Source organism: Brucepastera parasyntrophica, assembly GCF_022376835.1.
GTDB lineage: Bacteria > Spirochaetota > Spirochaetia > Treponematales > Treponemataceae > Brucepastera > Brucepastera parasyntrophica.
In genome coordinates, this window is sequence record NZ_CP084606.1 from 2,646,257 (window position 1) to 2,668,842 (window position 22,586).

Annotated in this window: 25 protein-coding genes, 1 tRNA gene and 1 pseudogene; 21 read left to right on the plus strand and 6 right to left on the minus strand. The window is 45.6% G+C overall.

Features of this window, described 5'->3' with window-relative positions:
* Window positions 1–4 precede the first annotated feature (4 nt).
* The 19 genes and pseudogenes from rplR (at window position 5) to K7I13_RS12850 (ending at window position 12,124) form a co-directional block, all read left to right on the plus strand.
* Window positions 5–367 (plus strand): 50S ribosomal protein L18, encoded by a 363-nt coding sequence (gene rplR / locus K7I13_RS12765; RefSeq protein WP_255946286.1) that lies wholly within the window; start codon window positions 5–7, stop codon window positions 365–367.
* Window positions 368–375: 8 nt separating this feature from the next.
* Window positions 376–891: a 30S ribosomal protein S5 gene (rpsE, locus tag K7I13_RS12770; RefSeq protein WP_255946288.1), complete on the plus strand. Its 516-nt coding sequence runs from the start codon at window positions 376–378 to the stop codon at window positions 889–891.
* Between the two features lie 2 nt (window positions 892–893).
* On the plus strand, window positions 894–1,079 hold the full coding sequence (gene rpmD / locus K7I13_RS12775; RefSeq protein ID WP_255946290.1) for a 50S ribosomal protein L30: 186 nt from the start codon (window positions 894–896) through the stop codon (window positions 1,077–1,079).
* Window positions 1,079–1,525: a 50S ribosomal protein L15 gene (gene rplO / locus K7I13_RS12780; protein ID WP_255946292.1), complete on the plus strand. Its 447-nt coding sequence runs from the start codon at window positions 1,079–1,081 to the stop codon at window positions 1,523–1,525. Before rpmD ends, rplO begins: the two co-directional genes overlap by 1 nt.
* 20 nt (window positions 1,526–1,545) lie before the next feature.
* Window positions 1,546–2,877 carry a preprotein translocase subunit SecY gene (gene secY, locus K7I13_RS12785; RefSeq protein WP_255946294.1) on the plus strand — a complete coding sequence of 444 codons (1,332 nt, stop codon included), beginning with the start codon at window positions 1,546–1,548 and terminating at the stop codon, window positions 2,875–2,877.
* Window positions 2,878–3,005: 128 nt separating this feature from the next.
* Entirely contained in the window at window positions 3,006–3,119 is a 114-nt protein-coding gene (gene rpmJ, locus K7I13_RS12790) for a 50S ribosomal protein L36 (RefSeq protein ID WP_255946296.1), read from the plus strand.
* A gap of 14 nt (window positions 3,120–3,133) precedes the next feature.
* Complete coding sequence (gene rpsM, locus K7I13_RS12795) at window positions 3,134–3,499, plus strand: 30S ribosomal protein S13 (RefSeq protein WP_255946299.1); 366 nt, start codon at window positions 3,134–3,136, stop codon at window positions 3,497–3,499.
* 81 nt (window positions 3,500–3,580) lie between these two features.
* Window positions 3,581–3,904: a 30S ribosomal protein S11 gene (gene rpsK, locus K7I13_RS12800; protein ID WP_439647490.1), complete on the plus strand. Its 324-nt coding sequence runs from the start codon at window positions 3,581–3,583 to the stop codon at window positions 3,902–3,904.
* 14 nt (window positions 3,905–3,918) lie between these two features.
* Window positions 3,919–4,554, plus strand: coding sequence for a 30S ribosomal protein S4 (gene rpsD, locus K7I13_RS12805; protein WP_255946310.1), 636 nt, complete (start codon window positions 3,919–3,921; stop codon window positions 4,552–4,554).
* Window positions 4,555–4,565: 11 nt separating this feature from the next.
* Complete coding sequence (locus tag K7I13_RS12810) at window positions 4,566–5,621, plus strand: DNA-directed RNA polymerase subunit alpha (RefSeq protein ID WP_255946312.1); 1,056 nt, start codon at window positions 4,566–4,568, stop codon at window positions 5,619–5,621.
* Window positions 5,611–6,113, plus strand: a pseudogene (gene rplQ, locus K7I13_RS12815) (50S ribosomal protein L17). Before K7I13_RS12810 ends, rplQ begins: the two are co-directional and overlap by 11 nt.
* 3 nt (window positions 6,114–6,116) lie before the next feature.
* Window positions 6,117–6,293, plus strand: coding sequence for a hypothetical protein (locus K7I13_RS12820; RefSeq protein ID WP_255946314.1), 177 nt, complete (start codon window positions 6,117–6,119; stop codon window positions 6,291–6,293).
* A gap of 272 nt (window positions 6,294–6,565) precedes the next feature.
* On the plus strand, window positions 6,566–7,711 hold the full coding sequence (locus tag K7I13_RS12825) for an ABC transporter substrate-binding protein (RefSeq protein ID WP_255946316.1): 1,146 nt from the start codon (window positions 6,566–6,568) through the stop codon (window positions 7,709–7,711).
* Window positions 7,712–7,895: 184 nt separating this feature from the next.
* Entirely contained in the window at window positions 7,896–8,795 is a 900-nt protein-coding gene (locus K7I13_RS12830) for a branched-chain amino acid ABC transporter permease (protein WP_255946318.1), read from the plus strand.
* Window positions 8,792–9,568 (plus strand): branched-chain amino acid ABC transporter permease, encoded by a 777-nt coding sequence (locus tag K7I13_RS12835; RefSeq protein WP_369413673.1) that lies wholly within the window; start codon window positions 8,792–8,794, stop codon window positions 9,566–9,568. Before K7I13_RS12830 ends, K7I13_RS12835 begins: the two co-directional genes overlap by 4 nt.
* On the plus strand, window positions 9,556–9,792 hold the full coding sequence (locus tag K7I13_RS15745; RefSeq protein WP_369413674.1) for a hypothetical protein: 237 nt from the start codon (window positions 9,556–9,558) through the stop codon (window positions 9,790–9,792). Before K7I13_RS12835 ends, K7I13_RS15745 begins: the two co-directional genes overlap by 13 nt.
* Complete coding sequence (locus K7I13_RS12840) at window positions 9,785–10,621, plus strand: ABC transporter ATP-binding protein (RefSeq protein ID WP_255949332.1); 837 nt, start codon at window positions 9,785–9,787, stop codon at window positions 10,619–10,621. Before K7I13_RS15745 ends, K7I13_RS12840 begins: the two co-directional genes overlap by 8 nt.
* Window positions 10,614–11,318: an ABC transporter ATP-binding protein gene (locus K7I13_RS12845; protein ID WP_255946319.1), complete on the plus strand. Its 705-nt coding sequence runs from the start codon at window positions 10,614–10,616 to the stop codon at window positions 11,316–11,318. The genes K7I13_RS12840 and K7I13_RS12845 overlap by 8 nt, the downstream gene beginning before the upstream one ends.
* A 167-nt stretch (window positions 11,319–11,485) precedes the next feature.
* Window positions 11,486–12,124, plus strand: coding sequence for a CBS and ACT domain-containing protein (locus K7I13_RS12850; protein WP_255946321.1), 639 nt, complete (start codon window positions 11,486–11,488; stop codon window positions 12,122–12,124).
* A 185-nt stretch (window positions 12,125–12,309) separates the two neighbouring features.
* On the opposite strand, the gene K7I13_RS12855 is transcribed toward K7I13_RS12850, so the two are convergent.
* Together K7I13_RS12855 and K7I13_RS12860 are read right to left on the minus strand one after the other, a co-directional pair.
* On the minus strand, window positions 12,310–12,909 hold the full coding sequence (locus K7I13_RS12855) for a nitroreductase family protein (protein WP_255946323.1): 600 nt from the start codon (window positions 12,907–12,909) through the stop codon (window positions 12,310–12,312).
* A gap of 134 nt (window positions 12,910–13,043) precedes the next feature.
* Window positions 13,044–13,778 carry an early set domain-containing protein gene (locus K7I13_RS12860; RefSeq protein ID WP_255946325.1) on the minus strand — a complete coding sequence of 245 codons (735 nt, stop codon included), beginning with the start codon at window positions 13,776–13,778 and terminating at the stop codon, window positions 13,044–13,046.
* Between the two features lie 143 nt (window positions 13,779–13,921).
* On the opposite strand from K7I13_RS12860, the gene flcA reads away from it, so the two are divergent.
* Both flcA and K7I13_RS12870 read left to right on the plus strand, forming a co-directional pair.
* The gene (gene flcA, locus K7I13_RS12865) at window positions 13,922–17,344 is read left to right on the plus strand and encodes a periplasmic flagellar collar protein FlcA (protein WP_255946327.1); all 3,423 of its coding nucleotides are present in this window, start codon (window positions 13,922–13,924) and stop codon (window positions 17,342–17,344) included.
* A 246-nt stretch (window positions 17,345–17,590) separates the two neighbouring features.
* A tRNA-Val gene (locus K7I13_RS12870) sits at window positions 17,591–17,662 on the plus strand.
* A gap of 182 nt (window positions 17,663–17,844) precedes the next feature.
* Here K7I13_RS12870 and K7I13_RS12875 read toward each other — a convergent pair.
* The 4 genes from K7I13_RS12875 to K7I13_RS12890 form a co-directional block, all read right to left on the minus strand.
* Window positions 17,845–19,629 carry a RelA/SpoT family protein gene (locus K7I13_RS12875; RefSeq protein WP_255946329.1) on the minus strand — a complete coding sequence of 595 codons (1,785 nt, stop codon included), beginning with the start codon at window positions 19,627–19,629 and terminating at the stop codon, window positions 17,845–17,847.
* Window positions 19,626–20,543: a peptide chain release factor N(5)-glutamine methyltransferase gene (gene prmC, locus K7I13_RS12880; protein WP_255946331.1), complete on the minus strand. Its 918-nt coding sequence runs from the start codon at window positions 20,541–20,543 to the stop codon at window positions 19,626–19,628. Before prmC ends, K7I13_RS12875 begins: the two co-directional genes overlap by 4 nt.
* Window positions 20,544–20,585: 42 nt before the next feature.
* Window positions 20,586–21,659, minus strand: coding sequence for a peptide chain release factor 1 (prfA, locus tag K7I13_RS12885; RefSeq protein WP_255946333.1), 1,074 nt, complete (start codon window positions 21,657–21,659; stop codon window positions 20,586–20,588).
* Window positions 21,660–21,725: 66 nt separating this feature from the next.
* A complete protein-coding gene (locus K7I13_RS12890; RefSeq protein ID WP_255946335.1) occupies window positions 21,726–22,544 on the minus strand; it encodes a phosphohydrolase in 819 nt (272 codons plus the stop codon).
* Window positions 22,545–22,586: the final 42 nt, after the last annotated feature.

Sequence of the window (22,586 nt, forward strand, 5' to 3'; positions counted from 1 at the left end):
TAATATGCTCAGAAAACTTAACGAAAAAGACAGAAAAAGAATTAAGAGAAAAATTCACATCCGCAAACGTATTCATGGCACCGCTGCGCGTCCCCGCATGACAGTGACCCGCAGTAACAGTAATCTGTACGTTCAGGTAATAGACGACGATAAGGGCATGACGCTTGCCACTGCTTCCACACTTGAAAAGGATTTTTCAGGCTTAAAGGCAAATATTGCCTCCGGCACAAAAATCGGAGAGGAAATAGGCCGCCGTCTCAAAGAAAAGAAAATTGAAAGTGTTGTTTTTGACCGGAACGGATACCTGTATCATGGTGTAATAAAAGCTATTGCAGACGGTGCCCGCAGCGCCGGGATCACTTTCTAGGAGAATCTATGGAACACCAGAAAGATTTTAATAAAGAAAACCAGCAGAAAGAATATGTTGAGAAACTGGTAAAGTTGAACCGTACTGCGAAGGTCGTAAAAGGCGGACGCCGTTTTTCCTTCTCGGCTCTTACTGTAGTCGGCGACCAGAAGGGCCGGGTAGGTTATGGTTTCGGAAAAGCAAACGATGTATCCGAAGCTATCCGTAAAAGTATTGAAAAAGCAAAACGCAATATGGTGTATGTTCCTCTTAAAAACGGGACGCTTCCCCATGAAATACAGGCTGACTATAAAAGTTCTTCAGTATTGCTGAAACCCGCCTGTTCCGGTACCGGACTTATTGCCGGCGGTCCTGTCCGCGCGGTTCTTGAAGCGGCCGGCGCGACCGATGTTCTTTCCAAATCTCTTGGCTCAAGCAGTTCCATAAATGTTGTCAGAGCAACATTTGAGGCTGTTAAACAGCTGATGGACGGTAAAACTGTTGCGAAAAACAGAGGCAAAACCCTCAAAGATTTATGGGGATAAAAATGGCAAAAAAAATAACCGTTAAACTTGTGCGCAGCACAATTGGTCAGAAACCGAGAGTTGTTGCAACAGTCCGTTCCCTTGGTCTGAAAAAGATCAATTCAACTGTGGAGCATGATGCAACAGATCCGATTTTGGGAATGGTAAAAACCGTTTCTCATCTTGTTGAAGTCGAGGAGACCAAGTAATGTCTGATTTCAATTTACACGCTCCGGAAGGAGCCAATAAAAAGAAGCGAATAGTAGGCCGGGGTTCATCTTCCGGGCACGGAACTACCGCAGGCCGCGGTGACAAGGGCCAGCAGTCACGTTCCGGCGGAAAGGTATACGTTGGATTTGAAGGCGGACAGATGCCTCTGTACAGGCGTATAGCCAAAAGAGGTTTTTCAAACGCCAGATTCCGCAAGGATTATGAGGTTTTCAATCTCTCTGTTATCGAAACCCGTTTTGCAGACGGGGAAACAGTTGACCGGACCTCTCTCATTTCAAAAGGTCTGCTCAAGAAATCTTCGGCGCTTGTGAAAATCCTTGGAGACGGAACTCTTACAAAAAAGCTTACGGTAAATGTTGATAAGGTTTCTGCTTCGGCGAAGGAGAAGATCGAAAAGGCCGGCGGAACCGTTGCCGCTGAATAATCAGGAGCAGATGAAAAAACATGGGAAGTAATGCATTAGTAAATATGTTCAGAATAAAGGATCTCCGCGCCCGGATATTCTTTACTATTATAATACTTGTAGTTTTCCGTCTTGGTTCGGTTCTCACTATTCCGGGCATTGATCCGCACGGGTTGACCTCCTTCTTCAAATCTCAGGGAGGAGGAAATGCATTCGTCAACTATATGGACTTTTTTGCCGGCGGTGCGTTTTCCAACTTTTCCGTGTTTATGCTTGGGGTTATGCCCTATATATCGACCCAGATTTTAATGCAGCTCGCGCTCATTATCTTTCCCGGTCTTAAAAAGATAGCGGAAGAGGACGGCGGACGGAAAAAGATCCAGGTGTGGACAAGAATGGCGACAGTTGTAGTTGCACTTATCCAGTCCTATGCGGTTACCGTTTATGCAACAAGCCTTCAGAACCAGGTTCAGTACAATATTATTGTAAATAACGGCCTTTCGTTCAAACTGATTGCCATGCTGACCGTTACTACGGGAACAATGGTGACTATCTGGCTTGGTGAGCAGATCACAAACAGGGGAATCGGTAATGGTATTTCCATGCTGATTTTTGCCGGTATTGTCGCGCGGCTCCCCAGCGCCGTTTATGAACTGATAAAAATGGTCCGCAATGACGAACTCAACTTTGTCTTCGTTATTGTGGCTTTTGTTATGTTTTTGGGAATTATTGCGCTTGTTGTCTATGAGCAGCAGGGGCAGCGGAAAATACCTGTCCATTACGCCAAAAGGGTCGTGGGCAGAAAAATGTATTCCGGCCAGAATACCTATATTCCGTTCAAGATAAACCCATCCGGCGTTATTCCGGTTATATTTGCTTCGTCTTTCTTAACATTCCCATTACAGATCGCGAGCAGTATCGGGCCAAATGTTGGATGGCTTCAGAGTCTTGCCAATTTTCTGCGCCCGGATGGAATATGGTATAATGTTTTCTATGTTCTTCTGATTGTTTTCTTTGCGTATTTCTATACCCAGGTAACATTGAACCCTGCCGAAATTGCAAAACAGATCCGGGAAGCGGGCGGCTCGATTCCCGGTATCCGGACAGACAAGATGGAAGAATATATGCAGAGAATATTAAACAGGCTGATTTTACCCGGTTCTCTGTATCTTGCGGTAATAGCAGTCCTTCCGACAATTATTCAGAGGGTCTTCGGATTTCCACCGTCAATTTCCATGCTGATGGGCGGAACTTCACTCCTGATTCTTGTTGGTGTTGATCTTGATACTATGAGTCAGATCGAAGCCCAGCTCAAAATGCATCATCATGAAGGGCTTGTCAAAAAGGGAAGACTCAGATCACGGAACCTGTAGAAAAAGTTTAATGAAAGATGTATAGTACATCTTTCCGGTATATTTGGGGATTTTAAGTGTTTATCTTGAAATCCTCAGCAAAAGGAGGCTTGAAACATAACTGTTTTAAGCCAGTCCAGGGGGACAATATGAAGGTAAGAACCAGCGTAAAGCCTATATGTGATAAATGCAAGGTAATCAAAAGACGGGGAATCGTCAGGATTATTTGCGTAAATCCCAAACATAAACAACGTCAGGGCTGATGGAGGAATAGCGAATGGCTCGAATTGCGGGAGTCGACCTCCCTAACAAGCATGTCAATATTGCATTGACCTATATCTATGGAATCGGACGCTCTTCGGCAGATGAAATTTGTGTGAAGACAAAAATCGATCCAATGCGTATGATAAACGACCTTAACCAGGAGGAACTCGCTTTAATCAGAAACCTGATTGAGAATGAGTACAAGGTTGAGGGACGCCTCAGAACAGAAATCGGGTTGAATATTAAACGGCTCATGGATATTGGCTGTTACCGGGGGCTCCGTCACAGGAAAGGTCTCCCCGTACGCGGTCAGCGTACCCGGACAAATTCTCGCACACGCAAGGGTAAAAAGAAAACCGTTGCCGGCAAGAAGAAGTAAACTGTAGATTGGAGGGACTAATAACGTGGCAACTGTAAAAAGAGAAAAGAGAAAAAGAGTGTATATGAAGGAAATGTATACATTCAGGCAACGTTTAATAATACGATTGTAACTATCACCGATCTTAAGGGAAATGCTCTTTCCTGGGCGTCTTCCGGCGGGTTGGGATTTAACGGTGCGAAAAAATCAACCCCGTTTGCAGCGCAGACTGTTGCGGAAACCGCTGTACAGAAGGCCCTGACATACGGGCTTCGGGAAGTGCATGTATATGTCAAGGGTCCGGGCGTAGGCCGGGAATCTGCTATCCGCTCTCTGGGGACACTCGGATTAAAGGTAAAATCCATCAATGATGTTACACCGATTCCCCATAACGGCTGCCGTCCGCGCAAGACACGGCGTATCTAATAAAGGAGAAACAGATGGCTAGATATACAGGACCCCTTTGCAGACTTTGCCGTGCGGAGCAGAAAAAGCTGTTCCTGAAAGGCGACCGCTGCAAATCCGATAAATGTGCTATAAACAAGAAACGGACAATGCCCGGACGCGATCCCAAGGCAAGGACCGGCAAGCGTTCCGACTATGGAATCCAGCTCCGCGAAAAACAGCGGCTCAAGAGAACCTATGGAATGCTTGAAAAACAGTTCCGCCTTTTCTTTGAAAGGGCGCTCAGAATGCCCGGCATTACAGGTGAGAACCTGGTCGGTCTGCTTGAAAGACGGCTCGACAATGTGATTTTCAGAATGCATTTCGCGGTAAACCGGAATCAGTCACGGCAGATTGTACAGCACGGACATGTGCTGGTAAATGGCCGGACAGTCAATATCCCGAGTTATCTGGTAAAGGCCGGAGATGAAATCGAGATAAAGGAAAGCAGCAAAAAGATGAATATCATTAAGGACGCGTTGAAGGAAGTCGCGAAGTCAGGACATTATCCCTGGATCAGCGTTGATGTCGACGCCTTGAAAGGCACCTTTATTTCAGTGCCCCACCGAAATGATGTAACAGACCTTGCTGATATAAAGGAACAGCTCGTCGTTGAGCTCTATTCCAAGTAAGAGGAGTTCAAATGGCCCGAAAAAATCTGCTTAAGGGATTTAAAAAACCGAAAGGATTATCTTATGAACAGAACGAGTTGACTTCCAATTACGGAAAATTCGTAGCGTATCCTTTCGAAACCGGGTTTGGTACAACTGTTGGAAATACTCTGCGCCGCGTACTCTTGTCATCCATTCAGGGATACGCGATTTCAGCGGTAAAAATTATATCATATAATGCAGATGGAATTCCGCATGATATTTCCAGCGAATTTGAAACAGTCCCGAATATTGTTGAAGACACACTTGAAATTCTGAACAACCTGAAACAGGTCAGACTCCGTCTTCCGGAAGAAAAAGAGCAGGACACTTTCCTGTATGAATTCAAAGGACCTGTCAGCGTAACAAGCGATATGTTTGCCCGCGGGGACCAGCTTGAAGTATTGAGCGAGCCTTTCCATTTGTTCACTATGATGGAAGGCGGTCATATTGAAATTGAAGTCCAGGTTGATTTCGGCCGCGGCTATATGCCTGCGGAGGTAAATGAACGGTATATTGAAGTAGTCGGTACGATTCCGCTTGATGTTATTTACAGTCCTGTTGTCAGGGTAAAATATACAATCGAGCCCTGCCGTGTCGGGCAGCGAAACGACTATGACAAGCTTATACTGGAAATATGGACCGACGGGACCATTTCCCCGGAAAATGCGCTTGCAGAAGCGGCAAAAATAATAAAGGATCATTTTTCAATTTTTGTAAATTTCAATGAAAATGAAATCGGCAAAGAAGATGATTTTGATGAAGAAGATGAAAGAGTCCGTCAGCTTCTCAATACTCCTGTTGAGGAACTGGAACTTTCCGTCCGTTCATCGAACTGTCTGAAAAATGCAAATATCCGGACAATTGGTGAATTAACCAGAAAAACAGAAGATGATATTGCCAAAACAAGAAATTTCGGTAAAAAAAGTCTTCAGGAAATCAGGGAAAAACTGCTTGAATGGAATCTTGGTTTGGGTATGACCGATTACAGTCACCTCAAGAATTCAATCAAGCTGCCCAAGCAGAAGGAAGAAACAGATGAAGCATAAAAACGGCTTTAATCCGCTTTCACGAAATGCGGCCCACAGGCGCGCGATGCACAGGAATATGGTAACTTCACTCTTTAAATATGAGCGTGTTACCACAACCCAGCCAAAGGCGCTTGAAGTTCGCAGGACTGCGGAAAAACTTATTACACGTGCAAAAATGATACTGTTCATAATCGCCGCGAAGCAGCGAAAATGATTCAGGATAAGGCTGTTCTCGCAAAACTTTTTACCGATATCGGTCCGCGCATGAAAGAGCGGAACGGCGGCTATACCCGTGTCCTGAAACTGGGTTTCCGGGAAGGGGACGCAGCTGAAGTGGCGATTCTTGAGCTGGTGGATTATACGCTTAAATCCGGAGACGAAAAAGCCGAAAAGAAACAGAAGAAAGCTGCGGCTCCGAAAAAAGCCGCTCCGGCAAAAAAGGCCGCAGAACCCAAAAAAGCTCCGGCCAAAAAAACAAAAGCGCCTGAAACTGCGGAATCGGAGGTATAGCATATGTCAAAAGCTCATCGCGGCAAGGGAATTGCCGGTACGTATAACAGGGGCCGTGGGACCTGTCCTGTCTGCAAAAAAGACGGCGTAAAAGTCTTGTATGAACAGGAAATCAACGGCGAAAAAGTGAAAATCTGCAAGGTCTGCAAGGCTTCCATTAAAAACGGCAAAACCGCCTGATTGCAAAACCGTCCCTTGGGACGGTTTTTTTATTAACAAATGGTTTATAAAGTCCGTGAATACGTTCCTTTTTTATAGACAACTTTTTTTCTATTATGGTATAGTATACAAAATCGGGAAAATATTCCCGATTTTGCGTTATAAAACGAGGAGGAATGGTAAAAGTCTCTCATGAGATTTTATCATTCGCAGTTTAAAAACGTTGTTTTTCTGACTGCGGTTCGCGCTGTTACCTGCGCGCAAGCTTCCGCTTGACTTTTATAGGAGTTTGTATGAAAAAGACAGTGAAGTGTGCTCTGGCTGTTGCTGCCGTTCTGGCCGTTGTATTTGCTTTTGCCGGCTGTGCAAAAGAAGATGACAGCGTAATTAAAATCGGCGGTATTTATCCTCTTTCCGGCGGTGTGGCTATATACGGAATTGATGCCCAGCGCGGGGTTGACCTTGCCGTTGAAGAAATCAACGCCGCAGGCGAGATTAACGGCAAGCGTGTTGTAGTAATTGCCGAGGATGATGAGGGAAATCCCGAGAAATCCGTCAATGCCTATAAAAAACTTACAACAAAGGATAAGGTTCACTTTATTATAGGTTCGCTTACATCAGGCTGTACACAGGCCTTTACCGCTCTGGCCCAGGCCCAGAAAGTAGTAGTAATAGCGCCGGCCGCGACCGCTCCTTCCGTTACGGACGCCGGTGATTTTATTTTCCGTGTCTGTTTTATTGACCCCTTCCAGGGAAGCGTCGCGGGTAAATTTTCCGTAGAGAACCTCGATGCAAAACGGGCTGCTATTCTGTATGACAATGGCAACGACTATTCTGTCGGCCTGTATGAAAACTTCAAGAAAGCTTTTGTCGCCGGCGGCGGGACTATTGTCGCGGAAGAATCCTATAACACAGGGGATAAAGATTTTAACGCCCAGCTTGTAAAAATCAAAAATGCGAACCCTGATGTAGTATATCTGCCGGATTATTATAATACGGTGGCTCTGATTGCAAAGCAGCTCCGCGCACAGGGTATTAATACTCCGATTGTCGGTCCCGACGGATGGGACGGAATTCAGGGAAACGCAGGGGATGAGGTTCTGAACGGATATTATTCCAACCACTATGCCGCGGACTCGACAGACCCGCTGGTTATCGATTTTGTGCAGAAATACACGGCAAAATACTCGGTAGAACCGACTTCCTTTGCGGCTCTTGCCTATGACGCTATGTATGTTCTCAAGGATGCAATGATTGCAGCTGATTCTGAAGATTCCGTTAAAGTCCGTGACGCCCTGCAAAATACCTCAGGAGAATATGTGACCGGAAATCTTTCCTTTGATGAAAACCGCAATCCGACCAAATCTGCGGTAATGCTTAAAATTGTGAAAAAAGACGGGGTGCTTGTTCCTGTTTATGAGGCAACCGTTAATCCCTGATTAATGCAGGGTTATTCTGTTGTTTTTGCCGCCCGGAATACACCGGGCGGCTTTTTTTTAAATTCCTGCTATACTTTTTCTGCTTTTCCGTGCTATTCTTCTTTAATATCAACTATATTGCTGTTAATGGTTTAACTATGTCGGTGCGGAATTCCGTCCGCTATAGGTTTGGGAGTTTCATATAATGGATACACTGAAAATTTTTATTGAACAGCTGATAAACGGTATTTCACTGGGAAGCGTTTATGCGCTGATTGCGCTCGGATATACCATGGTTTATGGAATTGTTAAGCTGATAAATTTTGCGCACGGAGATATTTTAATGGTCGGCGCCTATACCGGTTTTTATGTCCTGAGCGCACTGACACCTACTCCCTGGTCGCTTGCGCTCGCGTTTCTGGCTTCAATGCTTGTATGCGGTATCGTCGGTATTGTAATTGAAAGATTCGCCTACCGGCCCCTGAGAAGCGCTCCCCGGCTTAATTCACTCATAACCGCTATTGCTGTTTCCCTTTTTCTTCAAAATCTTGCGAGGGTACTCCCCTTTGTGGGGCCGAATCCCCGCCCCTATCCTACAATGCAGACAAAAACCATACCTTTCGGTATTTTCAGCGTTTCAAATATTCAATTAATAGTCATAATCACTTCAATTGTGCTGATGCTGATTCTTAATTATATTATCAGCCGGACAAAAATGGGAAAGGCCATGCGCGCGGTTTCGTTCGACCAGCATGCGGCGAGTCTTATGGGTATTTCGGTAAACAAGATTATCATGTTCACCTTTGCGCTGGGTTCTGTTCTTGCGGCCGCGGGCGGGATCCTGTATGCAACAGCCTATCCCCAGATTGAACCGACAATGGGTTCCATGCCCGGATTAAAGGCCTTTGTTGCTGCCGTTCTCGGCGGAATCGGTTCAGTCCCCGGCGCAATGATCGGCGGGTATGTTCTCGGTGTCGCCGAAACACTGACGAAAGGGTTTATTTCTTCCCAGTATGCGGACGCAATTTCATTCTCGATACTGATAGTGATTTTACTGGTCAAACCGACGGGGATAATGGGCAAAAACAGCAGGGTTAAGGTATGATAAAAAACAAACGTATAAGAGATTTCATTGTATTGCTTGCAGTTTCGGTATTTGTACTGTTTGTGCCTGCGTTCCTTATGCGGATTAACCTGATTGACGCCTATATTGCCCAGATACTGACGCTTTCCGCCATAAACGCTATTATGGCAATCAGCGTTAATATTATCTGCGGTATCACCGGACAGCTTTCGCTCGGACAGGCGGGATTTATGGCGACCGGCGCTTACACCTGTATCTGGTTTGCGCAGACAGCCCAGCTGCCTCTTCCTGCGGCCATTATTATCGGCGGGATATTTGCGGCCGGCATTGGTTTTTTGGTCGGCTTTCCGACACTGAAACTGACGGGAGATTATCTTGCGATTGTCACGCTTGGTTTCGGGGAGATATTGCGGGTGCTTTTTGTCAATCTGAAATCAATTACCAAGGGAGCGAATGGCATCCGGTTTACTACCAGCCTGGCTTTTTTGCCGGATCTCGCCTGGCTCGTGATTTGCGGTTCGCTGGTGATTACCGTTGTATTGCTCCAGAATTTCCTGCGTTCATCCTATGGCCGCGCGATAAAATCTGTGAGGGAAGATGAAATTGCCGCCGCTTCAAACGGAATAAGTGTTTTCAAATATAAAATGACCGGATTTGTGATTGCTGCCTTTGTCGCGGGTATTGCCGGCGGCCTGTACGCCGCTTTTATAGGCTTCGTAAAACCCGATCTTTCTTCTTTTAACCGGAGTGTTGATTACCTGATTTATGTAGTTCTGGGGGAATGGGCAGTATAACCGGTTCGGTACTGGCGGCCTTTGTTTTAACATCCCTGCAGGAATTCCTCCGTTTCCTGAAAGATTACCGTCTGCTGATTTATCCTATAATCCTCATCCTGTTTATGCTCTTCAGGCCCCAGGGTATTCTGGGGATGAAAGAGCTTTCATTTGTACGGTGCTGGGAAAAGGCCGTAGAGTTTGCAAAAAAGTTCCATTTGAAAAGGAAAAAAAGTGATGCATAAAATGAACCAGGAGGCGGGCAGGGCCGCAAGAGTTTCCGATACCCTGCTCAAAGCGGATGACATTTCAATCGTTTTCGGCGGACTCCGGGCGGTCAGCAATTTTTCCAGTGAATTGAAGCACGGGGAGCTTGTCGGTCTGATCGGTCCGAACGGAGCGGGAAAAACAACTGTTTTTAACATGCTTTCAGGTATTTATAAGCCGACAGAGGGCGTAATCAGTTTTACGGACCGGCATGGAAAGGAAAACTTTATTCAGGGGAAAAAGCCCCATTATTTGTCTAAAACCGGCATTGCCAGAACGTTTCAGAATATACGTCTTTTCGGAAACCTGACTGTTGAAGAAAATGTACTGATAGCCATGCATAATCAGTATTCCGCCAATCCCCTAGAAGTCGTTTTCCGGACTCCCCATTTTTACAGGAGTGAAGGCGAGCTGCATGACAGGGCAGGGTCTTTTCTGGAATTATTTCATATTGAATCCAAGTCTTCCGAGCTTGCAAAAAATCTCCCTTACGGGGAACAGCGTAAACTGGAAATTGCCCGGGCTCTTGCCACAAATCCCCTGCTGCTGCTGCTGGATGAGCCGGCGGCTGGTATGAATCCGCAGGAAACGCAGGAACTTATGGAACATATTAAGTTTATCCGGAAAAAATTCAATCTGACTATTTTGCTTATCGAACATGATATGAAACTTGTTATGGGCGTGTGTGAACGTCTTATTGTCCTTGACTATGGCCGGATAATTGCCGCCGGGCTTCCCCATGAAATACAGAAAAACCCTGCGGTTATCAAGGCCTATCTTGGAGAGGAGGCGCTGATAGATGCTTAAAGTTGAAAATATGGAAGTGTTTTACGGCGCAATCAACGCCCTTCGGGGTATTTCCTTTGAAGTTAACGAGGGAGAAGTAATAACGCTTATCGGTTCAAACGGAGCGGGAAAGACAACTACTCTGCATGCCATTTCCAACATTATAAAGAAAGCAAAAGGGAAAATAACCTTTTGTGAAACTGATATTACCGGCCTTCCTCCTGATGCTATTGTCCGGTCAGGATTGGTGCAGGTCCCGGAAGGCCGCCGGATTTTTGCCAATCTGACTGTCCGTGAAAACCTTGATATGGGAGCCTATACCCGCAAAGACAGGCAGAAAATTTCCTCCGATATTGAATATGTCTTTTCCCTTTTTCCCAGGCTGAGGGAAAGGTCAAAGCAGATTGCGGGAACACTGTCCGGCGGAGAGCAGCAAATGCTTGCCATCGGCCGGGCGCTTATGGCTTCTCCGAAATTGTTATTACTTGATGAACCTTCGATGGGACTGGCTCCGATTCTGGTTGATGAAATTTTCCATATTATAAAAACAATAAATGAGGCCGGTACTACGGTTCTTCTGGTTGAGCAAAACGCTTTCAAGGCGCTTGGTCTTGCGTCCCGCGCCTATATACTGGAAACCGGCATGATTATTAAGTCGGGTGACTCACATGAGCTGCTCAAAGACGATGCTGTCAGGGAAGCCTATCTTGGCGGATAATTTCATATGAAAGGTAAAGCCGCTAGACAGCTTTAGCAAACAGACTGACTTCCGGCGGGATAAACCGGTTGTCCGTTTTTTCGCAGAAGAATTATTTTCAGCCGGTTTTTATTTGCAGTTCCCGGCTTGTATGTTATACTATAAAGTAAAGACGGAAGGAGGAGCAAATGGATGTTTCATATGTAATGACAAAAAATCCTCTGTATATTCATCCTGATATGTCGGTTCAGGATGCCCGGGCCCTGATGAAAAAGGAAAAACTGGGCCGGTTCCCCGTACTCGATAAAAACAACCGCCTGGTCGGTATTGTCACTGAGCGGGACCTGGTAAACGCAAGCCCTTCAGTTGCGACAACGCTTGATATGTATGAAATGAGTTATCTCCTTTCAAAACTCAAAGTTGAAAAAGTGATGCAGCGCAAAGTCATAACCATTAATGAGGATGTTGTTATTGAAGAGGCTGCGCGCATTATGGTTGACAATAACATAAGCGCCCTTCCTGTGATGAGAGGGGACGCTCTCGTCGGTATTGTTACTGACGGCGATTTATATAAACTCTTTATCAATCTTTTCGGGGCGCGTCAGGAAGGTGTTCGCCTTACCGTTTTGCTGAAAGAACGGCCCGGGGAACTCCAGAAAATAACCCAGGCCATTGCGTCCAGGGGAGGGAATATAGTAGCTATTGTGGCCTTTGACGGAAAGGATGTGACCAATAAGATGTGCATAGTAAAGGTCGCCAATATGTCAAAGGAAGCGCTGCTTGCCGCAGTCCAGCCTCTTGCCCTGGAAATAGAAGATATCCGCTGATTCAAGGGTCCGGTTTCATACCCCGCGGCTTGCCGCAGCCCGGATAACGAATAACATTTAAACGCTTGGTATTCGCAGCCCGCGCAAGCGGCCAGTAAATCAATCCATTACAGGCCCGGCCGCAGGCTGCTGAAACCGGACAGTATAATACATTTCCTTGCGAATGAACCTTCGCGGAGGCTCCCTTACCGGAATACCTTGAATCTGGTTTCGATCGGCAGGAAGTCTTTCGGGCCGGCCGGTCCTTCAACGGAGCCGAACGGCATTTCCGCAAACAGTCTCCAGTCCTCAGGCAGCTTCCATTCCTTTTTTACCGCGTCATCTACCAGCGGATTGTAATGCTGCAGGGATGCGCCTAACCCTTCCGCTTCAAGCGCTGTCCAGACAGCAAACTGGAGCATTCCTACCGATTGACAGGACCAGAGCGGAAAGTTGTCCTTGAAAAGGGGAAAGTTGGTCATTAAATCATTTACCGTTTTCTGGTCTTCAAAAAAAAGAATTGTGCCGTACCCGCTGTCAAAACCGGCGAGTTTTTTTTCTGTCTTTTCAAAGGAATCCGCGGGAACAATTTTACGCAGGGTTTCTTTTGTAATATTCCAGAATTTGGAACTTTCCCCGCCAAAAAGCAGAACGACTCTGCTGCTCTGGGAATTGTAAGCTGAAGGCACGTACTGGATCAGCGTTGAAACAATTTTTTCGATTTTTTCTTCGGATATGACCTTGCGCTTGCCGATAGTGTATATACTGCGCCTTTTTTTTATCGGTCCGATTAATGCGTCTGACATGGAAACAGCCTCCTGAAATTTCTTTATTCTTCCGAACTCTGATATAGTCCCAGAGTTTAAAGATACAGACAAATTTCACTGGAAGCAATGTTATTCTGTGCGGATAGCCTTTAATCTGAACGCGGCAACAGCCGTCATTTAACGACGAGAACAGACGCTACGCGGCCGTCTTTGGTATATACATGATTCGAATTTGTCGAATCGGGACGCTGGGTTGTTCCTTCAAAATACGCATAATACCAGGTCCCTTTAGGCAGCGGCAGGGAGATTTCATATCGCCCCGGTGATATTTCCGTTAACTCATACATAAAAGGATCCCAGTTATTGAATGTTCCGGCCAGCCTGATTACCGCACCCGGATTTCCTTCGTAGGTAAATTTTACCAGATTACTGTCCCTCTGGGATGTCTGAAAAATTTCATAATATTCCACGGGTAAAATCGATACATTCATTCCGTTAATGTAATCATATTTTGTATGCGGATTCTGGGGGTCGGTTGTCCACAAGCCGTCTACAACCATCCGGTATGTCAGTTCTTTCATTTCAGGAGGAATCTCCGCAATATAAAAAAGAACGGTTTCCAGCGGCCTGCCCTGGTCGTCGACCTGGGGCTTTCCGTATAAATCCCTCCGTATTATCCGCTGAAAGGAATGGATAAACCGGTAATCCTCATGTTCAAAGGCAATTCCTACATATCTGGCATCGCCTCTTGCCGTAAAAATGACATGTTTATCAGATATTAACGGTTCCTGTACTCTGGAAATTGAGGCAACAAGCTCCTGATATGTTATCGCGTTTATTTCGGCTCCGGCTGCCTGAATGAGAAAAATACAGGTAAAGACAAATAAAAATAACAGTTTTCGCTTCATAATACTCCTTTACAATTGTCGGAAAATCCTTCAAAATCTTAATATAAGGGTTATAATTTTGTATTAAAAGCTATGCTAAAGTGAAGTGTTTTTGTATCCGATTATCTACTATATAATAGGCGGGGTGGGGATTAACAGTAATCATGCCAGGAAGAAAAGAGCTTGAACATTTGCGGACAGAACTCACAACTCTCGGTGATGAACGCAGAATTACGGCTGAACGAAAAGAACACTTTGAAGAATATCCTTTGCCCTCGGATACTGACGCAGTATCCAGCCTTAATGTTGATGATTTGCTTGCCTCTCTTGATGCTTCGGAACCGCCGTCCGTCCAGGACGAACCGGAGGCTGATTCAGAGGCTTCCGAACAGGACCTTCCGGATGATGAAAAGTCCGGCTTTCCTGAAGATATTGATTTTCATTTTGATATAGACCCCTTTCCCGATACTGATGAAGAATCTGCCGTTCCCTCTGATACGGCAATTCCGGAAGAGAGCTCTCCGGAAGCCGGAGCCAAGAAGGAGCCTGCCGTCGCTAATGACTCAGGGTTTTCTGATTTTGATTCAATAGATCTCGATGCGATTTCCGATGCGGATGCCGGACCGATGCTCCCGGAAGAAGACCCTGCTTCTCCGGATCTTTCAGGCATAGATTCCATACTTGATTCACTTCCTCTGGATGGGGTTCCGGGTGATGATGTATCATCCCCTGCGGAAACACCGGGCGAAACTGTTCAGACTCCGGCGGCAAATGATGATGATTTTGGCGTTCCTTTTGATTTTGATGATTCCGGCTTTTCTCCGGAGATTGCGGGGGATTCTCCGGATGAGATTCCCGCAGATGAGGACGCCGGTCCTGATACTTCCGACAGTTTTTCTGTTCCCGATGATTTACTCTCCGGCTTTGCGGATGACATAGAAAGCAGCCGGGAAGGGGGAGAATCTGATGCCATTCAGGTTGATTCCGGCACTGACAGTGATTTTTCATTTGAAATACCTGATGTACCTGATGCTTCCTCCGGTTTTTCCAGCGAAGAATTCGGCGATCTTCCTGATGATTTTTTCCGGACAGAAGAAGATACCGGCGTAACGCCGTCAGGCGATGCTGCTCCCGCCGATGAAGGCCTGTCATTCGGGGACGATTTTCCCAATCTTGAGATTGAAGATGACATGCCTGATTTTGATTTTTCTTCGTCTCCGGATCAACCGGCTTCAGATGATTTTTTGCCAACATCGGATTTTGCTTCAGACAGTCCTCCCGGTATGGATGCGTCAGACCTCCTGAGTGGGTTTGATACGCTCGGCAGCGTCGATGATATTGATATTCCCGCCGCCCCTTCTTCAGGAACGGAGATTCCCGACCTCGATGATTTTGGCGATTTCTCCGTTTCAGACGCACCCGCCGGTTCCCCTTCAGGCGACTTTGACGGCTTTGACGGTTTCAGCCTTGATGATGATTTTATCAGGGCAAGTATAGAAGAAGGCCAGTCAAAATCCGACGGCGGTAAAAAATCGGGCATTTCCGATTTGACGTCCAGTATATTGGGCGGAAGGAAAAGCCAGAAAAAGGAAATCCCGCTCAAAATTTCGGAAGAAGATTTTGACCGGTTCCTTGAAATACAGAACTCCTATCCCCTTAATCTCCGTATTGCGGTTGAGGAATTTATAACCGGCGATTTGGGTACGGAAATTCAGAAAATGGAACTCGTCCATGAAATTCTGAATGGAACTCCCATACGGAAAATAGCCCGCAAGCTTGAAAACATTCTTGAGCGTTCCATCCCGATTCCGAAAGATTTTGAAAAGAAGAGCGTGGAAGAATATGAGCTTGAGAAAAGTTCATTCAAGTATATTTTCCTGAATAAGATTCTTCCGATCAGCATTCTGTTTACAATAATTGCGGTCTTATCAGGCTGTGTTTTTTATCTTTCCTGGAAATTCATTTATAATCCTATTGTTGCTGAAAATTATTACAAGCAGGGCTATGCGGCAATCGAAGACGGACGCTATACGCAGGCCTTTACACTTTTTGATAAGGGCGTACAGCGGTGGGACAAAAAACGCTGGTATTTCCGGTATGCCCGGGCTTTCAGGGATAAAAAACAGTATATTTCGGCAGAGTTAATGTATGAACGTCTTTTAAACCGTTTTAAAAATGATAAAGCGGCAGGCCTGGAATATGCGGAAATGCTGCGGACTGATTTGCGCAATTTTGAAAAGGCCGAACTGGTCTTGAAACGGCGGGTCCTTGATAATCATGTCAATGACAAAGACGGCCTTCTTCTGTTGGGTGATGTCTATCTTGACTGGGCGGAAGAAGTCCCTGAAAAATATGAGGATGCCCGCCGGGCTTACGCGTCTCTTGTCGAATTATACGGTTCAAGGGATGTTTATCTTGCCCGCATGATGAGGTATTTTATCCGGACCGATAATCTCGCGGAAGTTCTTCCTCTCAAAGACCATTTTATGGGTAAGCGGGCAAAACTCGGCGCTGAAGATCTTGTTGAATTAAGCGGATATCTCGTTGAAAAAAGATATATGCCGAAGGCCGGAGATTCCGAAACCCTTCGAACACAGATTACAGACCTGAGAACACTGCTGGAACGCGCATTGCAGCAGGGACGGACAATTCCCGAAGCCCATTATAATATGGCCCTGTTCTGGATTTATAATTACCGGAATAATCTCGCAGCTTCCTCTCTTACGACAGCGCTTCAGCTTTTTGAAGATGCCCGCGGAATGTCGCCGAAGCGCATGCTGACACGCATTAATGCATACCGTCTGCTTGGGGAATTGCGGGCCCAGGAAAAAAATTACAATGTCGCCCGGGATTTGTATGCACAGGGAATCACGCTGTATGAAAATGCCCGGGCTAACAGAACGGTAAAACAGGACCCTCTGGTCGGGCGTTTGTATGCTGACTTTGGTGACACCGACTATTTTATCTCGAACAATCTGGATAATGCCCTGCAAAGTTATGAAAAGGCAATTGCGGAGCTTGAAGATACCCCATCGATCCGATACAGGATTGGATACATACAGTATCAGAAAATGGATTATGAAAAGGCCCTGACATCTTTTATGCGCGCATATGCCAGGGAACCTGGGGATAAAAACCTTTTATACTCTTTGGGCAATACGCTTTTTAAGCGTGGGGATCTGTATGCGGCCCAGGGATATTATGAACGTCTGATGGAAATGCTCGAAGCGGAACGTCTCCGCAAGGGAATTGTTTTTCCGCAGGTCCGGCCAGACCATAATGAATTTGTTCAGATGTATAGGGATACGGCCAACAACCTTGGTGTTACTCTCCACCTGCAGGCTTTGAGAACAGGCGATTCTGTTAAAAATGCAAGATCCTTTGCTCTCCTATCCGATGCCATCCGGGCCTCTGATGCTCTTTCACGTAATCCTGACACTCTTGTCCGGGCCGAAAGGGTATCCCCTGCCTATGTCAATATGGAATATATGCTGAAACCGACACCCCAGTTTGTTCCTGAGATAGATGCGAATATACCAAAGGTGATGGAGAATGAACCTGTTTTGCAGCAACGTGAGGATGAATAATTTCTGACTGAGTATTTGCACCGGCATATATTTTTATAAAAAGAGAAAAAAAATATTGAACCGCTTGCGACTGTATTGTATAATCTAATATTGAAATGGTTATATACGGTCGGTTCACTCTCTTGGATACAGAATGATAAGAGGCAAAAAACTGGTCTCTATGCAACATGTTAGGATTGTCTGTCGGACGATTAACTCAGTGGTAGAGTGCGGCGATCGGAAGTTAACAGAATAAGTCTGCTTATTGGACGATTAACTCAGTGGTAGAGTGCTACCTTCACACGGTAGAAGTCACAAGTTCAAATCTTGTATCGTCCAGTAAGCAGTTTTTTTTAATTAGCAAATGTTTTGATATAACGTCCGATCGCACTTCACACGGTAGAAGTCACAAGTTCAAATCTTGTATCGTCCAATAAGCAGTTTTTTTTAATTAGCAAATGTTTTTGATATAACGTCCGATCGCGCTTCACACGGCAGAAGTCACAAGTTCAAATCCTGTTTTATGTTTTTCTTTTATGCTGCTTTACTTCCGCCGGAGGTATTTCCCATTCCACTGAAATATGGCGGTGTGCAATATCAGGAATATTTTCAAGATTACGGCAGTCCGTGCTATGAATAATTATTCCCCTCCCGCGTGAAACATAGCCGGTGATTGGTTTTGGCGGAAGAGGGTTGCAGCATTTTGCGAATTTTATCATAAAATTGGTTGTATCGCCTATGCGGATTTTAAGAACAGCCGTATCAGTTACAGGCAATTCTTTTCCCGGTTCAGGGGTTTCCTGTATTTCCTTTGTCTGCTGCTTTCCTGTTTGTACGGGAGGCGCAGATTCCTTTTTTTCAAATTCACTGTCCGGATCATTTTCCTGAAGCCAGGCCCGTATTTTTTGTCTTGCTTTTGCCGTTTTTACGATAGCATATTGATTTCTGGTTGGACGCGCATTCGGATGTGTTATAATTTCCACAACCTGTGTATTTTTAAGCGGTTGGGAAAGAGGGATGATAGAGCCGTCCGCTTTTGCCGCGACAATTTTTTCTCCGATTGCGGAGTGTATACTATAGGCAAAATCGATAGCGGTTGAACCCGCGGGCATTTCTTTTATATCACCTTTCGGTGTAAAAACATAAATCGATTCACCAAGAATATCCGATTTTATTTCAGCAAGAAATTCATCGTCATTAAAATTCTTTTCGGACAGCTCTTTGAATTTGCTGATTATTGAAAGATGTTCATCAACCTTTATTGTATTGTTCGGAGCCTTTTTATAAAGCCAGTGACTGGCAATACCATTTTCCGCTATCTGGTGCATTTCTCTGGTACGGATTTGTATTTCCAGGGGATTCCCTTCATAGCACATTACGGTTGTATGAAGACTCTGATAGCCATTCGTTTTCGGCATTGCAATATAATCCTTAAAACGGCCCTCAAGCGGTTTCCAGATAGTATGCACCAGGCCGAGCATGGTATAACAATCGTTAACGGATGGGCAGAGAATCCGGATGGCAAGGGAATCAAAAATTTCATCAATGGATTTATTTCTCTTTTTCATTTTCTGGTAAATAGACCAGAAATGTTTTGCCCGGGAAGAAATAGTTATGTCAATGTTTGCTTTATATGCGGCGCTGTAAATGGCTTTTTCCGCCTTTCCGAGAAAAATTTCCCGTTCATCTTTTTTTGCCGCAACAAAAGATTTAATCTGGGTATAGGCATCAGGATACAAATACTTAAGACACAGATCTTCCATCTCTTCTTTTATTGAGCGTGTTCCCAGCCGGTTTGCAAGCGGGGCCCATATATCAATAGTTTCAAGGGCGATAATTTTCTGCTGATCTTCTGGAAAATTTTTCAGATTCCTCATTTTATCCAGCCGGTCAGCAAGTCTGATAAGCATTACCCGAATGTCTCCGATCATTGCGAAAAACATTTTTCTGATTATTTCAGCCTGATGAAGTGTTTTATTCTGCAGCTTCATTGCCGATATCCGTGAAGTCCCCTCCGCCAGCCGGGCAATATTTTTCCCGAATTTTTCCTCAACTATTGCAGCAGTAAGATTGAGGCTGTCTGTAGACCCGTGCAGAAGGGCGCAGGCAATGCTGTCACCGTCAAGGCTGAGATCGGCAAGGATTCGTGCGACCCTGAGCGGGTGGTCCATAAAGTCTTCCCCGCAGGCCCTTGCAACATTTTTTTTAAGCTGTGACACATAATTCCATACGGAGCGGATTCTTCCGGCTTCTTCTTCCGAGAAATACATATATTCTGAAAGGAATTGCTCCAGTCTGTCACTCACAATAGCAGTCCTTCTATAACGCGGTTTTGGCCGCTTAAATCCTTATGAATAGCTATTTCAATAAATCCTTTTGCCTGCAAATAGTCTGCGGCGGCATCAGCGTTATATTCTCCTGTTTCAACAAGAATTCGTCCTTTTTTTTCGAGAACGGATATTGCATTGTCAATAAGCGGGCGGATGAGGTCAAGCCCTTCCGCTCCGCCGTCAAGCGCAAGAAGCGGTTCATTCCGTCCGTCTGCTAAAAGGCTTGCCGCGGTTTCGGTTGGCACATACGGCGGGTTTGAAACAACCAGCATATATTTTTCCCCGGATTTTCCCTCTGCGGCAGGAAGTCCGGGCCGGAGGTCTCCCTGGATAAATCTGACTGTATGACCTGAACCGAGTATTTCTTCCGCATTCTGCGCCGCTATTAAAAGGGCCTCACCGGAAATATCGGTTGCGGTGACTCTGATATCCGGTAATTCAGCTTTCAGAGAAACCGCTATGCAGCCGGAGCCGGTACATACATCAAGGACCTGAAATCCGTTTTTGAATCCTGGGTTATTGTTTTCAATTTTTGCTTTTTGTTCATTTATAATGCACAGGGCCCGTTCCAGCAGAATTTCGGTGTCGGGTTTGGGAATTAAAACCGCGGGAGTAACACGGAAGGAATACCTCCAGAAATCCTTTTTGCCTGTGATATAAGCGACAGGTTCGCCGTTTTGTCGCCGTCTGACGGCGGAATAAAACAGCTCTATAGCATCCACCGGAACGGTTTCCTCCCGGTGTGACAGAAGATAGGCTTTGTCACGGGAAAGTAGCGTTCCGAGCAGCAGGCATGCATCCAGCAAGGCCGTTTCCGGTTTTGTTTTCCCTATTATATGTGAGCCTTTTTTTATCAGGCCGCCGATAGTTGTTTCTGAATCCCTTTTCATAATCAACTTTATCCGGAATGCCCTATGCCGGGTAAACCGTTATTATATTTCCTTTTGCCCTTTCAGCTGCGCTTCTCTTGCAGAAATACAAAGGGCCTCTATTACCTCATCCAGATCTCCCTGCATGATCAGATCAAGCTTATATAATGTAAGATTGATGCGGTGATCGGTCAGGCGGTTTTGGGGAAAGTTATAGGTTCTGATCCGCTCGGAACGGTCTCCTGATCCGACCTGGTTTTTTCTGTCTGCCGCGCGTTCGGCATTCTTTTTGTTATCTTCAAGCTCAAAAAGCCGGGTCCGTAAAACACGCATAGCCTTTGCCTTGTTTTTTATCTGGCTTTTTTCGTCCTGACAGATAACTACAAGGCCGGTAGGAAGGTGAGTGATACGGACTGCTGAATCGGTTGTATTAACGCATTGTCCGCCGGGACCGCCTGCCCTCATTACATCAATGCGGAGATCTTCCTGCTGGATATTTATTTCCGTTTCTTCAGCTTCGGGGAGTACCGCGACGGTTACCGCGCTGGTATGGATGCGTCCGGATCCTTCCGTTTCGGGAACCCGCTGCACGCGGTGAACTCCTGATTCATACCGCAGGCTGCCGTACACGTATTTTCCGGAAATGGAAAATGTTATTTCTTTCAAGCCGCCCAGCCCGGTTTCACTTGAAGAGAGAATTTCATATTTCCATCCTTTTGTTTCCGCATAGCGGGTATACATTCTGAATAAATCAGCGGCAAAGAGGGCGGCTTCTTCACCTCCGGTCCCGCCCCTGATTTCCATAATAATATTTTTTTCTTCAAGCGGGTCAGGGGGAATAAGAAGAAGTTTCAATTTGTCTCTGCTTGACTCAAATCTGTTTTCAAGCTCGCGCAGTTCTTCCTTTGCCATTTCCCGTATTTCAGGGTCATCGGCTTCGCGGACAAGCTGCTGCGTTTCGGTTATTTCTTTTTCAATCTGCAGATACACTGCGTATTCTTCCATAAGGTCTGAAAGATAGGAGTGTTCACGCATAACATCTTTATATTGTTTTGCGTTGCGTATGAGTTCAGGGTTTTGTATTTCCGTTTCAACTTCGGCAAAGCGGGTTTTCAGACTTTCAAGACGTTGTTGCATAATAAGAATATAATATCAGATTTGGCCGCCCTCTTCAATCATATCGGTGCGATGTATTGGCGCAGGTCAAAGATATTGTTTCAGTTCCGCGGTCTGGGTCCCGGCGAGCAGTTCAATATATTTCCTGGCGGGACTCGCGTCTATTTTGGGTATCAGGACTTCTTCAATCTGAAAAAAGCCGACATCACTGCTCATCAGTATTTCTATGCGGAGCGGTTTTTCAGCTCCCTTCATGATTGTAACGGCCTCTATGGAATTCGCGGAATACTTGTGGATATCCCCAACCTTCGGTTCCGTACTCAAAGTCATTGGTATCCTTGCCCTGCCTTTTTTCATATCGCAGCCGTCGGCTACGAGAATGATCCCCGCTTCAAGTGAATGTATTTTATGCCCCCCCATATGTCCGATAATGCCTTCCAGGGTGAGAGAACGTACAACGCACCGCTGGGATATATTGTCGGGATATACCTGCCCGAGCAGGCGGTCAATTATGGGAAAGGCGAGAATTGAACTGAAAAATTCATGATCCTGCCTCCCGACAGTCATGCCGACGTCATGCAGAAACGACGCAAAAATTACAGCGGTAAGGCTGTCTTCAAAAGTACCCGCGTTTTCGTGTTCCAGAGAGGCCTCTATTCCCGCTTCCCTCAGGAGAAACATCATATGGATTGCGTTAAGCGCCACCGTCCTCATATGGACAGGGCCGTGATCATTATATCCCAGCCGCACAATACTGACCGTATTTGCATAGTCCTGGAGGGCATTAACCTCGCTGTCATGTATAAGCAGTTCCGCGGCGCGGTGCGCTGTTTTTTCGTTTTCAATATGGGCAAGAATCTTTTTTTCGAGAGAAAGTTCTTTTGGTGATTTTACTGAATGTTTCATATCTATTAATATATGACAAATAGATATATTTTGGTACACACT

Coding starts and splice junctions, on each gene's coding strand:
- rplR (WP_255946286.1), top strand. CDS start 5: ATGCTCAGAAAACTTAACGAAAAAGACAGAAAAAGAATTAAGAGAAAA.
- rpsE (WP_255946288.1), top strand. CDS start 376: ATGGAACACCAGAAAGATTTTAATAAAGAAAACCAGCAGAAAGAATAT.
- rpmD (WP_255946290.1), top strand. CDS start 894: ATGGCAAAAAAAATAACCGTTAAACTTGTGCGCAGCACAATTGGTCAG.
- rplO (WP_255946292.1), top strand. CDS start 1,079: ATGTCTGATTTCAATTTACACGCTCCGGAAGGAGCCAATAAAAAGAAG.
- secY (WP_255946294.1), top strand. CDS start 1,546: ATGGGAAGTAATGCATTAGTAAATATGTTCAGAATAAAGGATCTCCGC.
- rpmJ (WP_255946296.1), top strand. CDS start 3,006: ATGAAGGTAAGAACCAGCGTAAAGCCTATATGTGATAAATGCAAGGTA.
- rpsM (WP_255946299.1), top strand. CDS start 3,134: ATGGCTCGAATTGCGGGAGTCGACCTCCCTAACAAGCATGTCAATATT.
- rpsD (WP_255946310.1), top strand. CDS start 3,919: ATGGCTAGATATACAGGACCCCTTTGCAGACTTTGCCGTGCGGAGCAG.
- K7I13_RS12810 (WP_255946312.1), top strand. CDS start 4,566: ATGGCCCGAAAAAATCTGCTTAAGGGATTTAAAAAACCGAAAGGATTA.
- K7I13_RS12820 (WP_255946314.1), top strand. CDS start 6,117: ATGTCAAAAGCTCATCGCGGCAAGGGAATTGCCGGTACGTATAACAGG.
- K7I13_RS12825 (WP_255946316.1), top strand. CDS start 6,566: ATGAAAAAGACAGTGAAGTGTGCTCTGGCTGTTGCTGCCGTTCTGGCC.
- K7I13_RS12830 (WP_255946318.1), top strand. CDS start 7,896: ATGGATACACTGAAAATTTTTATTGAACAGCTGATAAACGGTATTTCA.
- K7I13_RS12835 (WP_369413673.1), top strand. CDS start 8,792: ATGATAAAAAACAAACGTATAAGAGATTTCATTGTATTGCTTGCAGTT.
- K7I13_RS15745 (WP_369413674.1), top strand. CDS start 9,556: ATGGGCAGTATAACCGGTTCGGTACTGGCGGCCTTTGTTTTAACATCC.
- K7I13_RS12840 (WP_255949332.1), top strand. CDS start 9,785: ATGCATAAAATGAACCAGGAGGCGGGCAGGGCCGCAAGAGTTTCCGAT.
- K7I13_RS12845 (WP_255946319.1), top strand. CDS start 10,614: ATGCTTAAAGTTGAAAATATGGAAGTGTTTTACGGCGCAATCAACGCC.
- K7I13_RS12850 (WP_255946321.1), top strand. CDS start 11,486: ATGGATGTTTCATATGTAATGACAAAAAATCCTCTGTATATTCATCCT.
- K7I13_RS12855 (WP_255946323.1), bottom strand. CDS start 12,909: ATGTCAGACGCATTAATCGGACCGATAAAAAAAAGGCGCAGTATATAC.
- K7I13_RS12860 (WP_255946325.1), bottom strand. CDS start 13,778: ATGAAGCGAAAACTGTTATTTTTATTTGTCTTTACCTGTATTTTTCTC.
- flcA (WP_255946327.1), top strand. CDS start 13,922: ATGCCAGGAAGAAAAGAGCTTGAACATTTGCGGACAGAACTCACAACT.
- prmC (WP_255946331.1), bottom strand. CDS start 20,543: ATGAAAAGGGATTCAGAAACAACTATCGGCGGCCTGATAAAAAAAGGC.
- prfA (WP_255946333.1), bottom strand. CDS start 21,659: ATGCAACAACGTCTTGAAAGTCTGAAAACCCGCTTTGCCGAAGTTGAA.
- K7I13_RS12890 (WP_255946335.1), bottom strand. CDS start 22,544: ATGAAACATTCAGTAAAATCACCAAAAGAACTTTCTCTCGAAAAAAAG.